General features: G+C 61.5%; 9 protein-coding genes and 1 pseudogene. 5 read left to right on the top strand and 5 right to left on the bottom strand.

The genetic code is table 11. The features are described 5' to 3' along the window. Positions 1-21: 21 nt before the first annotated feature. Both F8N85_RS24475 and F8N85_RS24470 read right to left on the bottom strand, forming a co-directional pair. Positions 22-438 carry a RidA family protein gene (locus F8N85_RS24475; protein WP_150806087.1) on the bottom strand — a complete coding sequence of 139 codons (417 nt, stop codon included), beginning with the start codon at positions 436-438 and terminating at the stop codon, positions 22-24. 55 nt (positions 439-493) lie between these two features. Continuing rightward, positions 494-1,804, bottom strand: a complete 1,311-nt coding sequence (locus F8N85_RS24470; protein ID WP_150806086.1) for a flavin-containing monooxygenase — start codon at positions 1,802-1,804, stop codon at positions 494-496. A 337-nt stretch (positions 1,805-2,141) separates the two neighbouring features. Between F8N85_RS24470 and F8N85_RS24465 the strand changes: the two are divergent. Continuing rightward, positions 2,142-2,237: pseudogene (locus F8N85_RS24465) on the top strand (proline racemase family protein); the annotation flags it as partial. Between the two features lie 106 nt (positions 2,238-2,343). Then, entirely contained in the window at positions 2,344-3,357 is a 1,014-nt protein-coding gene (locus F8N85_RS24460) for a GlxA family transcriptional regulator (RefSeq protein ID WP_191636254.1), read from the top strand. A 111-nt stretch (positions 3,358-3,468) separates the two neighbouring features. Here the strand turns inward: F8N85_RS24460 and F8N85_RS24455 are convergent, their stop codons facing one another. Both F8N85_RS24455 and F8N85_RS24450 read right to left on the bottom strand, forming a co-directional pair. Beyond that, the gene (locus tag F8N85_RS24455) at positions 3,469-5,184 is read right to left on the bottom strand and encodes an amidase (protein ID WP_150806106.1); all 1,716 of its coding nucleotides are present in this window, start codon (positions 5,182-5,184) and stop codon (positions 3,469-3,471) included. 181 nt (positions 5,185-5,365) lie between these two features. Continuing rightward, positions 5,366-5,734: a PH domain-containing protein gene (locus F8N85_RS24450; RefSeq protein ID WP_150806084.1), complete on the bottom strand. Its 369-nt coding sequence runs from the start codon at positions 5,732-5,734 to the stop codon at positions 5,366-5,368. A gap of 268 nt (positions 5,735-6,002) precedes the next feature. Between F8N85_RS24450 and F8N85_RS24445 the strand changes: the two genes are divergently transcribed. Continuing rightward, positions 6,003-6,584 carry a TetR/AcrR family transcriptional regulator gene (locus F8N85_RS24445; protein WP_150806083.1) on the top strand — a complete coding sequence of 194 codons (582 nt, stop codon included), beginning with the start codon at positions 6,003-6,005 and terminating at the stop codon, positions 6,582-6,584. Positions 6,585-6,755: 171 nt separating this feature from the next. Beyond that, positions 6,756-7,982, top strand: coding sequence for an MFS transporter (locus F8N85_RS24440; RefSeq protein WP_150806082.1), 1,227 nt, complete (start codon positions 6,756-6,758; stop codon positions 7,980-7,982). Between the two features lie 708 nt (positions 7,983-8,690). On the opposite strand, the gene F8N85_RS24435 is transcribed toward F8N85_RS24440, so the two are convergent. Then, entirely contained in the window at positions 8,691-9,995 is a 1,305-nt protein-coding gene (locus tag F8N85_RS24435; protein ID WP_191636253.1) for an MFS transporter, read from the bottom strand. 150 nt (positions 9,996-10,145) lie between these two features. Here F8N85_RS24435 and F8N85_RS24430 point away from each other — a divergent pair, with 150 nt between their 5' ends. Then, positions 10,146-12,992, top strand: a complete 2,847-nt coding sequence (locus F8N85_RS24430; RefSeq protein ID WP_191636252.1) for an AMP-binding protein — start codon at positions 10,146-10,148, stop codon at positions 12,990-12,992. Positions 12,993-13,043 lie beyond the last annotated feature (51 nt).

Below are 13,043 nucleotides of genomic sequence, written 5' to 3'. Positions count from 1 at the left end.
GGGGCGACTCGGTCTACCTGCTTACTCAGGAATCACCGCAATCACATCAATCTCCATCAACCACTGCGGCTGCCCCAATGCCGAAACCACCAGACCGGTCGAGATCGGAAAGACCCCTTTGAGCCACTTGCCGACTTCCTGATAGACCGGCTCGCGGTAACGCGGGTCGATCAGGTAGGTGGTGGTCTTAACGATGTGGCTGAGGTCGCTGCCGGCTTCCTCCAGTAACTGTTTGACGTTGCGCATGGCTTGCTCGGTTTGCGCGCGAGCGTCACCGAGGCCCACCAGGTTGCCGTCGAAATCGGTACCGACCTGACCGCGAACATACACGGTGTTGCCGGCACGGACCGCCTGGCACAGGTCGTTGTCCAGGCTCTGGTTGGGGTAGGTTTCCTTGGTGTTGAACATGCGAATGCGGGTATGGGTTGGCGTGGACATTTGAAGCTCCTAAAGAAAAATTCGGCCCGGCGCTGTTCAAGCGCTGGCGCGGATATCAAGCGCTGACGGTCGTTTTATGGGCGACCGGGACGGTCTCAGCCTCACGCTGCAGGGCATCCCGGTAGTCGAGGTATGAACGCTGGATGGCGATGTGGTCAGCCACATACTTGGCGTCGTGCCAAACGCCCCAGATGAACGAAGAGCCACGACGCGACTGCCACGGCAGGCCCAGGAAATACACGCCAGGCTCGCTCGACACACCGCGCTGATGCTGTGGCTTACCGTTGTCGTCGAAGGCGTCGACCTTCAGCCAGCTGTAATCGGTGGCAAAACCGGTGGCCCAGATGATCGAGGTTACCCCGGCCTCGGCCAGGTCGAGCTGCAGAATCGGCTTGGTCACGCACTCAGGATCCGGGAAGGTAATGCGCGCTTCAGGCTCTTGCGGCAGGTCCAGACCGTTGCGCTCGATGTAGGCATCAGCGGCATCGAGCAGCGCCAGATAGTTCTCATCGCCGCGCGCCAGGTTGTCGGCCAGATTCGGCTGGAAGGTTGCCACCGCGCCATTGAACGATTGCGTCAGACCCACCAGCGTCATGCCGCGATGGGCCAGCCCGCGGAAGTCCACCGTGCGGCCGCCATGGGCACCGCTCACAGCGATTGTCACGTGTTCCCGACCAGGTTTCATGGCTGCCTGATCCCATTCGCCGAGCACCCCCAGCCACCAGCAGAAATCTCGGTTGCGATAGGCGCGAGGAGGGCGATCGTGCGCGCCGACGGAGAGGTAAACTGTCTTGCCGGCACGCTGCAATTCATCGGCGATCTGCACCCCCGACGACCCAGCGCCGACGACGAGAACGGCACCTTCGGGCAGTTGCTGTGGATTGCGGTATTCGGCGGAATGGATTTGCAGGAATTGCTGGTCTTTCGGTGCAATCGGCGGGATAACCGGACGCTGGAAAGGCCCGGTGGCGGCCACCACGCGGTTGGCCTCGATCACCCCCTCAGAGGTTTCAATCGTGAAGCCAGGCCGACCGACATTGCGCTCGACCTTCTTCACGTCTACGCCGGTGCGGATCGGCGCGTTGAACTTCTTGGCATAGGCTTCGAAATAGTCGGCTACCCGCTCTTTCGGGGCGAAGCCGTCAGGGCTGACATCGTCGAACTCAAGCCCCGGAAAACGATCGTGCCAGGCCGGACCATTGGCCACCAGCGAATCCCAGCGGCCGGTGCGCCAGCGTTCGGCGATACGATTGCGCTCCAGCACCAGGTGCGGCACGCCGAGTTTGCTCAGGTGCTCACTCATGGCCACGCCAGCCTGACCGGCACCCACAATCAGCGTATCTGTTTTTATTTTTTCAGTGGTCATCTCTATACCCTTCGAAGTTGGATTCAGGTCGGTTGTGGCCTGCCATTTCTTGGGGTCAAGACTAGGGATCGCCCTTGGATCGGTAAAATATTATTAAGCTGGCATTTGAGTATAAATAACTGATGCAGAGCCTTTAGCTCAGTGGCTCTGTCGAGGTCCTGGCTCAGTCACTGTACAACTGCGCCATTGTGCACGACCTGTTTGAGCATCCTGCTCGACGAGCGGTGACCGGAATAGTTGGCGACATTTCCTGCTTTGCCGGATATGGTCGCCCCGACGTCGCGCGTCGTGGAGGTGGACTGGTCTCGGTCGCGGTTCTGATATCGGTGGCAATCGCCGGCCCAGCATCGGTGGCTGGGCGCAGATCACCGGACACAACACCATTTTTGTCGATGACAAAGACCCGCTACGTCACGGCTTCCAGCTTGCCTGATCAGTCGCATAATGGTGCTAGGGCTTTTTGCGCTTCTGCGGTTAGCATTACGCCTTATCAGCGCGTCAAGCGACAGGTTGGTTAACGTAACCGAGTGGGTCAAACATTGATCGAACGACGTCAATTCAGCGGAGGCATGAAGGGGAAAAACCTTCGCTATCTGAATGAAAACCCTGGGCAGCCCGCTCAAATGACTCGGACAGGCTTCTTGCTGCTCGAGCATTTCTCGCTGCCTGCGTTTACCCAGGCACTGGATACGATTGTCACCGCGAATCTTCTACGACCCGGGTTGTTCTCGTCCCGAACGTTCGGCCTGAATGACGGGGAGGTCGTCAGCGATCTGGGCCTGGTCATTCGTCCAGACGCACGTATCGATTCTTCAGCCATTCACAACCTGGACCTGCTGGTCATTTGCGGCGGCTACAGGACAGAACTCAAGGCAACCGATGAGCTCATCAGCCTGTTGCGAGCGGCGGCAGACCTGGGTGTCAGTCTCGCCGGGTTGTGGAATGGCGCATGGTTCCTGGGCAGCGCAGGCTTGCTCGATGGATATCGTTGCGCCATTCACCCCGAACATCGTCCCGCGCTCGCGGAAATCTCCAAGGCGACGCATGTCACCAGTGAGCCCTATGTCATCGATCGAGACCGGCTCACGGCGTCCAGTCCCTCTGGGGCATTCCATATGGCCCTGGACTGGATCAAAGGGCTGCACGATAAAGCCCTGGTCGAGGGTATCGAGGACATTCTGGCGTTCGAAGAGTCTCGCTACCGGCGCATCAAACCGGCTGAGAATATCTGTGTGAGCGCGCCCTTGCGCGAGGTGGTCAAGCTGATGGATGCCAACCTCGAAGAACCGCTGGAGCTGGAGCAGCTGGCGGTCTACGCCGGCCGTTCACGGCGACAACTCGAGCGCTTGTTCAAGGAGCAACTGGGCACGACGCCGCAACGGTATTACATGGAGCTGCGAATCACCGAGGCACGTCGACTCCTGCAGCACACAGAGCTATCCCAAGTGGACGTGCTGGTGGCCTGTGGTTTTGTTTCGCCCAGTCATTTCAGCAAGTGCTATAGCTCGTATTTCGGCTACAGACCTTCCAAGGAAACGCGACTCGTCAAGTAAAAGCCATTTTTGAGTCCGCGCACCCTTGCGATGGTTTTGAGCAGGGCAGATTGCTCTGGCTTGCTGGAGGTGGTCGGGATTGGAGCGTGTACTGCCCCAATCCCGCCATTCCTATTTTTTGCCGCCTGGCAATGGTGGGGTTCGAGGGGGGATCAAGCGCTTCGTCCCGATCGACTCAAACGCCGACGCCAAGCGCAGCAGCGTCGAATCGTCATAGGCACGACCCGCGAATGTCAGCCCGACGGGCATGCCGATGTCCGGCATTATGCCCATCGGCACAGTGACCGTGGGAACACCCAGGTGCCGGATGGCGAGATTGCCATTGGCAACCCAGATACCATTACTCCACGCGATATCCGCGGACTTCGGATCGACATCGGCATTCGCCGGCGCAACGTCGGCTACCGTCGGGAATATCACCGCATCGAGCCCGAGCCGATCCATCCAGTCCTCAAGATCGATTCGACGGGTCTTTTCAAGCCCCCGTAGTCCGTCCGGAACCGTGGCGATCTTGTCCCAGGGTGTAATGCCGCGCTCGGCCATCCGCACGTACTCGTCCATGCCAGCGACAAGGTCTCCCTCCCGGTTGGGCAGAGTCCCCGGGTCGTGGGGGAAAATCAGCGGTCCGTCGACATCGATCAGACGGTTCAGTTCTGGATCGCCGTTGGCCCGAAGAAAATCATCGAACGCCCAGGCCGTCAGATCCCACAACTCATGATGAAGGAATTCCTTGGACACCAGGCCCCGGGTGAACACCGTCGGCGCTCCAGGGCGATCACCCTCGCAATTGGATACCATCGGGAAATCCACTTCGAGCACTTCGGCACCCGCGGCTTCGAGTGCCTGGCGAGCCTTTTCCCAGAGTTCGATCACCGAAGAGCGGGTGTTGATTCGCTGCCCCGTCGGCCCACCAATACCCGGCGCGTCGCTCGTACCCGCTGCGGGATCCGCGTTGATGTACATACGGGGAACGCCGAAGCGCTTTCCAGCGAGCGCATCGGTGTTCGCGGCAAGCGACCCATAGGCGGCGGGGCGCACCGAGGCGACACTCGGGATGGGCACCCAGGGTTGCATCCGCCACAGATCGCCCCGTGTGTCGGGATCCTCCGCCACCACCACATCAAGCACCTCGAGCAGGTCCGCCATCGTTCTGGCAAACGGCACGACAACGTCCATGGTCGGCGTCAACGGCCAGTTGCCACGCACCGAGATCACCCCGCGCGAAGGCGTATAGGCACACAGGCCATTGTTCGACGCAGGCCCGCGTCCGCTCGACCAGGTTTCTTCAGCGAGGCCGAATGCCGCGAAGCTGGCTGCGGTTGCAGTACCTGCGCCGTTCGATGAGCCCGAGGCGAAGGGGGCAGTGAGGTAGTCAGCGTTGTACGGGCTTTCTGCGCGGCCATACACGCCGCGTTGCATGCCACCGTTCGCCATGGGCGGCATATTGGTCTTGCCCAGGCAGATCGCTCCAGCGGCGCGAAGCCGTTCGATGGTGAACGCATCGCGATACGCAATCAGGTTGGCGAATGCCGGACTTCCAGAGGCTGCGGTAAGCCCCTTCACCAGATAACTGTCCTTGGCCGTATAGGGGATGCCGTCGAGCGGACCCAGCGTCTGGCCCTTGGCCCGACGGACATCGGACGCCTGCGCCTCCTTGAGTGCATCGGGGTTTCGAACCACCACCGCGTTGAGGGCAGTGGGCGTGTCGGGTCCGTCATAGGCATCGATCCTGGCGAGATAGGCCTGGACCAGCTCAACCGCCGTTGTTCGGCCTGATTCGAGCGCAGCACGCAGTTCAGCAATCGAAACCTCGGTGACCTCGATCATGCTGTTACCACCGGCTGCTGATGGGGATGCGGTGAGTGTTTTCATTACGCTGGATCCTGGAGGCAGGGACAAAATTCATCACACATAAGGTTGGCACCCGCCTTCTCCTGTGAGGGAGAGGGCAATCCTCCTGCCTGCTGGTGACTGCCGGTCCTGAAGCGCGGGGTGGTCCGAACCCGGCTCAGAGAAGATAGCTGGATATGAGCTTCGAAATTTCTACCATCGAAGTCTTTCCGGTAAATTCAAATTTTACTTTGCCCAGCGACGAAAAATAAATTTCCAGTTCGGAGTCCAGGTCAAAGGTTCCAGACGTCTCCACGGAATAGGCGACGATATTTTTGTAGGGCAGGGAGGTGAAGTCCTTTTTGCTTCCGGTGATGCCTTGCACGTTTACCGCGATGATTCTTTTGTTGGTAAATACCACGCCATCACGCATGGATTTATAGGAATCGATGACCTGCTCTCCCTCCAGCAGAAGGGAAGTGACACGTTCTGCGTACTCATCGTTTTGTTTCAGCTTGAAGAAACCCTTGTTGTTGAAATCAATCATCCAGCGCTCCTCGTTATCAAAATAATCATCCAGGATTCCTGCGAGCTGCCGACTATGACGGGCTGCAAATCCTTGCGTGCCAGCTCGATTCGCCAGCAGTGCGTACTACCCCTCAACGGGTTACGTACTGAGAATAACATCCTCTTTTTTCCCAGGTATCGAAGTGCGCCGTTCCGGTGTCCGCTTTCGGCCGAGGCACCGCCATCCTTGACGAGCGAAAAGGAAGTCAGTACCTTTCTGGAATGATCATTCCAGAAAGGCTGGCCCAATGCGTCCCAAGGAATTCAAGCAAGACGAGATTGTCGACGCAGCCATGCAGGTTTTCTGGCAACTCGGTTATAGCGCCACGTCGATACAGGATCTGGTTGACGGTACCGGATTGTCTCGAAGCAGCCTGTACAACGCCTTTGAGAACAAGCATGGATTGTACGAGCATGCACTGCGTCGTTATCACGATCTGACTGCCGCGAACGTAGCGCTGCTTCAGGAATCGGGCTCGGTCAAAGGGCTGATCCAGCAACTGCTGATGAGGATCGTCAATGATGAACTCAGCGATACCGGGCAACGTGGCTGCCTTGCCGCCAATGCCACACTGGAACTGGCCGGCCAGGACGAATCCGTTGCCGAGTTGGTCTCGCGCAACTTCCTGCGCCTGGAGAAAGCTTTGGAGCGCGCACTCATCCGTGGTCAGGCCGAGGGCGAAATCGCCACGCACAAGAAACCGCGCGCGCTCGCACGCTTTATCGTGAACACGATTCAGGGCCTGCGGGTCTTGAGTAAAGGCAGTGCTCACCATAACCGTCGGCAACGCTTGCTGGATGTAGTCGAGGTCGCGATAGACGCGTTGTAACCGAGGAGGGTTCTCACGCTTCAAGTGAAAGACTGACAGCGACCAGGGTTTATTTGCCTTGTTTTGGAATGATCGTTCCAATACTGAGGTTCAAAACCGTTTAAGAGCGCCACCGTGACTCGGGCAGCCGATCAGGAAACAGGACATGTATTTTTTATCAGGGATACCACGATGACCACCCACGGCGACAATGGATTGATAGCAACGGGGCTCGATGAAACGCCTTCTGCGCAACGGCTGCCCGTGTGGAGGCTGTTGGCATTTACGCTGGCGGGCTTCATCACCATCATGACCGAAACCATGCCAGCCGGCCTGCTGCCTCTGATCGGGCAGGGGCTGGGTGTTTCACAGGCCATGGCGGGGCAGTTGATCACACTGTATGCCTTAGGCTCGGTGCTGGCGGCGATCCCAGTCGTTGCGGCTACGCGAAAATGGCGCAGGAGGCCGTTGTTCCTGCTGGCGATCGGCGGGTTGCTGGTCTTCAACAGCGTGACGGCCTTGTCCTCCCACTATGTGCTGACTCTGGTCGCGCGGTTCATCGCCGGAATGGCGGCAGGCGTGATCTGGGGACTGTTGGCCGGTTATGCACGACGCATGGTGCCCGATGATTTGCAGGGGCGAGCCCTGGCGGTGGTCGGTATCGGTCAACCCGTTGCCTTGTGTCTCGGTGTGCCCCTGGGCACTTGGCTGGGTACTCTGTTTGATTGGCGTGGGGTGTTCTGGATCATGTCGGCCCTCGCGTTACTGCTGTTGGTGTGGGTGCGGTTTGGCGTGCCTGACTACGCGGGACAAACTGAAGGTCAACGCCAGCCGATCCGCAGCATTCTTCTGACCCCCGGCCTGCGCTCGATACTGTTGGTGATTTTCCTCTGGATACTGGCGCACAACATCCTTTACACCTACATCGCGCCATTCCTGGACTGGGTCGGGCTTGGCCAGCGGATAGACCTCGTGCTTCTGCTCTTTGGTGTCGCCTCTATCGTCGGTATCGGGGTCACAGGAATGTGGGTGGATCGTCGGTTGCGTGTGCTGACGCTGCTTAGTCTGGCGGTCTTCGCGATGGCGGCACTGGTGTTGGGAATGGCCAGCAGCTCTCCCGACATTGTGCTCCTCAGCGTTGCGCTCTGGGGGCTGACGTTCGGCGGCGCGCCCACGCTGCTGCAGACGGCCATTGCCGATACCGCCGGTGATGGCGCCGATGTCGCGCAGTCGATGCTGGTGACCATCTTCAACCTGGCAGTGGCCGCAGGTGGCATCGCGGGTGGCGTGTTGCTGGAGCATGCGGGGCCGAGCTCTTTTCCCCCGACACTGCTGGTATTGGCGCTGCTCGGTCTGTCCGTGGTTTGGCTAGCCAGGGCCAATGGTTTCAAGCCTGGCCATCGCGCAATCATGCGATAAGAAGTGGCCAAAGGGCTGCCAGGTGGCTATTGAAGGTCATGAAAATAGCGGTCTGCTTTTGGAATACTGCGCCGACATCCAGAGCGACTCTCACTGGGCGATGAGAGGGTGATGGCGAAATGATGTCGCCGCCTGACATCGCCATGCTTCATGACCGTCCGTAACCCAAGCCGAGGGTTCGCTCACACTTCGCTATGCTTGACAACACGAACCGCCAGTGGGCGTGAGGAGCGACCCGATGGGGCCGGTCACTCAAGACCCCCATCCGCCCGATGAACTCACTGCGGGTGCGACCGGCATAAAGCAGTTTCTGGCAGATGACGAAAGCAGGGTGAACTGAACTGTGTCCCACTAGAAGTCTGGAGGAGAAGCATGACTTGGGTTTACGTTCTTCTCAGCATGATGACCATCGCCTCTACCTGGTGCCTGGCTGCAGGCTTCGCCATCGCGCGCCGGAACCAACACAAGTAAATAGAGGCGAACCCGGCAGTACGCTCACCTCGCTGATGGCCGGGTAACGCTCGTTGGGCTGGATCAGCCTATATAGAGCCTGCGCTGAACCAAAGCCTCGCCGATCTACCAGTGGACGAAAAACATTCCAGCTGTACAACCGCCACCTGGCCCCACAAAGCTCGGGAGCATTGTTCGTTTTTTGGCCGAATGAGCCGGTCGCGACAGGCGAAAACTGACCCGGCAGGGCAGTCCCTCTCACTGTCCGAGACTCTCGGCAGGGCTGACAGCTGCCTGCCGCCCGCGCTCGAGGTCGACCCCGGCGAGGATCAGCAGGCCGACCACGAAATAGCTGCCGGTGATCAACATCGCCAGGCGGTGATCACCATCGGACAGCCAACTGGCCAGGCCATAAGTCATGGGGCCGAGGATGGCCGAGAGTTTGACCGCCAGCCCCCAGAGGCCGAAGAACTCCGCCAGACGCGTCGGCGGCGCCAGCAGACCGACTATCGCGCGGCCGGCCGATTGGCTGGCGCCCATGCACAGACCGGCGAGGTTGGCCGCCAGCCAGAATAGCTCGGGGCCGCGCGCGACCCAGACCAGACCGACCATCCCCAACCAGCCCAGCAGGGTCAGCGCCAGCGTGGCGCGATGGCCGAGGCGATCCTGCAGCCAACCGAACAGCACGGCACCGATGGAGGCCGTGATATTCACCACGAAGATCAGCAGCAGCGTGTCCTGGGTATTGAAGCCCATGACCTGATTGGCATAGATGGCAGCCAGGGCGATCACCGCCGAGATCCCGGCCTGGTAGAAGACGGTGCAGGCGAGGAAGCGCAGCAGGTCGCGATAGTGGTCGGCTTCGCGCAGCGTCTGCGCGAAGCGTGCCAGCGCTGCTTGCGCGATAGGCGTGTCGCCGCGCCCTGGCTGCGGCTGGCTGCGTTCGCGCAGGAACAGGAAGGTCGGTACGCTGGCGATGGCGAACAACGCCGCGGTGATCAGCATGCACACCGGCACGAACTGCGCCGCAGTCTGGCCCTGCGCCTGGGCCCAGCTGACGTAGGCCAGGCAGGCACCCAGGCTGACCAGGCCGCCGATATAGCCGAACCCCCAGCCCCAGCCGGACACCTTGCCCAAGGCATCTGCACGGGCGAGTTGGGGCAGGAAGGCGGCGATCAGGTTCTCGCCGCTGCCGAAGCAGAAGTTCGAGAGGACGATGAACAGGATCGCGATACCGAGCTCCCCCGGCCCGGCCAGCGCGAGTCCAGCAGTAAAGGCGACGCAACCGACCGTGCTGAACAGCAGCAGGCGCTTCTTGCAGGCGAAGGCATCGGCGTAGGCGCCGATCAGCGGCGCGGTCAGGATGATCAGGACATAGGAGAGGGCGGTGGCGCTGGTCCAGGCCAGCGTGCCCCAGGCTTCGCCCTTGGCAACCACCGCGACGAAGTAGGCGTTGAACACGGCGGTGATCACCACCGTCGTGTAGCCGGAGTTGGCGAAATCAAACATCGCCCAGGCCCAGATTTCTCGGCGTGTCACTCCGGGGGCAAGAATGGCTGGCATGGCGATCTCTCGCAGGCGATGAGTCCTTAAGAGCCTAGCCTCAAACCGTAGCAGCTGCCGATGAGGGCATTCCCAGCTCCCGCCATAGGCGCATAATGGCAATTGGCAAGGATTTACACACACAGAGTGCGTTGTCATGAGGGGCCGCCGATGTCTCGTCCGCCTCCAGAAACCCGTGCCGTTCCCCATTCCGGTGAGGACGCGGAAAAATTGCTCGACATTGTCCGGCGCACCGTGGTCGAGTTGCGCCCGCAGGCGGCAGAAGCTTTGCAAATCACCTTGCACAGCGTGCTGGATCGGGACCTGGGCGTAGACAGCCTGGCCCGGGTTGAGCTCTGGTCACGCATCGAGCACGAATTCGCTGTGCGCTTGCCGGAATCGCTGTTCGCCTCGGCGGACACCCCCGCCGATATTTTACGCGTGTTGCACAGCAGACAGGGCGCCGAGGTGGTACGTCCGCTGCCCTCCAGCGACTCCAGCGACTCCAGCGAGGCCCGGGCAGCAACAGAGCAGACGCCGGACGCCGCGCGGACCTTGATCGAGGTGCTGGAATGGCATGTGCGCCATCAGCCGCAGTATCCCCACGTGCGCCTGCTGGGTGAAAGCGACCAGCCGGAAGACATCAGCTATGGCGCCTTGCACCAGGGCGCCCAAGCCGTTGCCGCGGGGCTGCAACGTTGTGGTTTGCAGGCCGGTCAGACCGTGGCCCTGATGCTGCCCACAGGGCGCGACTTTCTCTATGGCTTTTTCGGCATCCTGTTGGCCGGTGGCGTGCCGGTGCCCATCTACCCACCGCTGCGCCTCTCGCAAATAGAGGATCATTTGCGCCGCCAGGCCGGCATCCTGCGCAACGCCGAAGCCAAACTGCTGATTACCGTCACTCAAGCGAAACTGCTCGCCCGGCTGCTCCAGCCGCAGGTCCCGAGCCTGACGCGCATTGCCAGCGTGGCCGAGCTGACAGGCGAGGGGGACGAGTGCATCACACCGCCGCGGCAAGCGGATGACATCGCCTTCCTGCAGTACACCTCGGGCAGCACGGGCCAGCCCAAGGGGGTGATGGTCAGCCACGCCAATCTGCTGGCCAATCTGCGCGCCATGGGTGGGGTTCTGAAAGTGGGGCCGCAGGACGTGTTCGTCAGCTGGCTGCCCATGTACCACGACATGGGCCTGATCGGTGCCTGGCTGGGCAGCCTGTATTACGGCTACAGCCTGGTGCTGATGTCGCCGCTGGCTTTCCTCGCGCGGCCGGTGCGTTGGCTATGGGCCATCGATCGCTTTCACGGCACGATGTCGGCGGCACCCAACTTCGCCTACGAACTGTGCCTGAGCAAACTCGCTGACGACGACCTCGAGGGCCTGGACCTGAGCAGTTGGCGCGTGGCCTTCAACGGCGCCGAGCCGGTCAGCCCGGATACCTTGCAGCGCTTCGCCGAACGTTTCGCTCGCTACGGCTTTGCGCCCACCGCGCTGGCGCCGGTCTATGGGTTGGCCGAGGCCACGTTGGGCGTGGCCTTTCCGCCCTTGGGCCGAGGGCCGCTGATCGACCGGGTGCAGCGCGAGGCGTTTCAGGTCCGCGGCAATGCACTGCCCGCCGAAGCGGACGCCAGCGCAACACTGCGCTTCGTCTCCAGCGGCCGGCCGCTGCCGGGCCATCAGATTCGCATCGTCGATGGCAGCGGGGTCGAACTCCCCGAGCGCAGTGAAGGTCACCTGCAATTTCGCGGACCATCCACCACCGGTGGCTACTACCATAACCCCGAAGAGACCCGCCGGGTGCTGCGCGATGGCTGGTTCGACTCGCTCGACTTCGCCTACATGGCAGGCGGTGAGGTCTACCTGACCGGCCGGGCCAAGGACCTGATCATCCGTGCCGGGCGCAACATCTACCCTTACGATGTCGAAGCGGCGGTCGGCAATTTGCCCGGCCTGCGTAAAGGCTGCATCGCGGTGTTCGGCAGTCCTGATCCGGCCACCGGCACCGAGCGCCTGGTGGTGTTGGCGGAAAGCAACGAGCAGGAAGCTGCCGCGCGGCAACGCCTGCAGCAGGAGGTCAACCGCATCGTGGTCGACCTCACCGGGGTGGCGCCCGACGATATCGTCCTGGCACCACCGCATAGCGTACTGAAGACTTCCAGCGGCAAGATTCGCCGTGCTGCCAGCCGCGAACTGTATGAGCGCGGCGAAGTGGGTCGGCCGCACCTCGCCGTGTGGCGCCAGCTTCTGCGCCTGGTGCTGCAGGCTGTACGCGGGAATTTCGGCCGCTCCTGGCGAACCTGCCGCGCCACGCTGTATGCCGCTTACATCTGGCTGTTGTTCTGGCTGGTCACACCGCTGACCTGGCTGGGCGTCGCGATCCTGCCGCGCCAGCATTGGTGCCGCAGCTTTACCCGCGCGGCCGCACGGCTGTTCGTGCGCTTGGCGGGTGTGCCGTTCAGCGTCACCGGGCTGGAGCGTCTGCCTGAGGCAGGAGGCAGCGTGCTGGCCGTAAACCATGCCAGCTACCTCGACGGCGTCATTCTCTGCGCGGCCCTGCCGCCGCGGTTCAGCTTCGTTGCCAAGCGCGAACTGGCTGACCAGTGGATCGCCGGCCTGTTCCTGCGCAAGCTCGGCGCCCGCTTCGTCGAGCGCTTCGACCTGCAGCGCAGCGCCGCCGACACCGAGCCCTTGGCCGAGGCGCTACAGGCTGGCCAGCCGCTGGTGTTCTTCCCCGAGGGAACCTTTACCCGCGAGCCAGGCTTGCGCACCTTCCACATGGGCGCCTTCGTGCTCGCCGGGCGTGTCGGCGTACCGCTGCTGCCGGTCGCCATCCGCGGCACGCGCAGGGTGCTGCGCGACGGTCACTGGTTCCCGCGCCACGGAGCCATCCACGTCAACGTCTGCTCCCCGTTGTTGGCGCAGGGGCCGGGCTGGATGGAGGCAATCAGGCTGCGAGATGCAACGATAGCGGCGCTGCTGGAGCATCTGGATGAATCGGAACGGGCCCAGCGCTCCGGTTAGCGGGACCCAGCCTGGCCCAGCTCATACTGGGCGAACACTCGGACATCTCCC

Source organism: Pseudomonas fluorescens, from assembly GCF_902497875.1.
Lineage (GTDB): Bacteria > Pseudomonadota > Gammaproteobacteria > Pseudomonadales > Pseudomonadaceae > Aquipseudomonas > Aquipseudomonas fluorescens_BR.
This window is presented reverse-complemented; position numbering and strand designations above follow the sequence as displayed.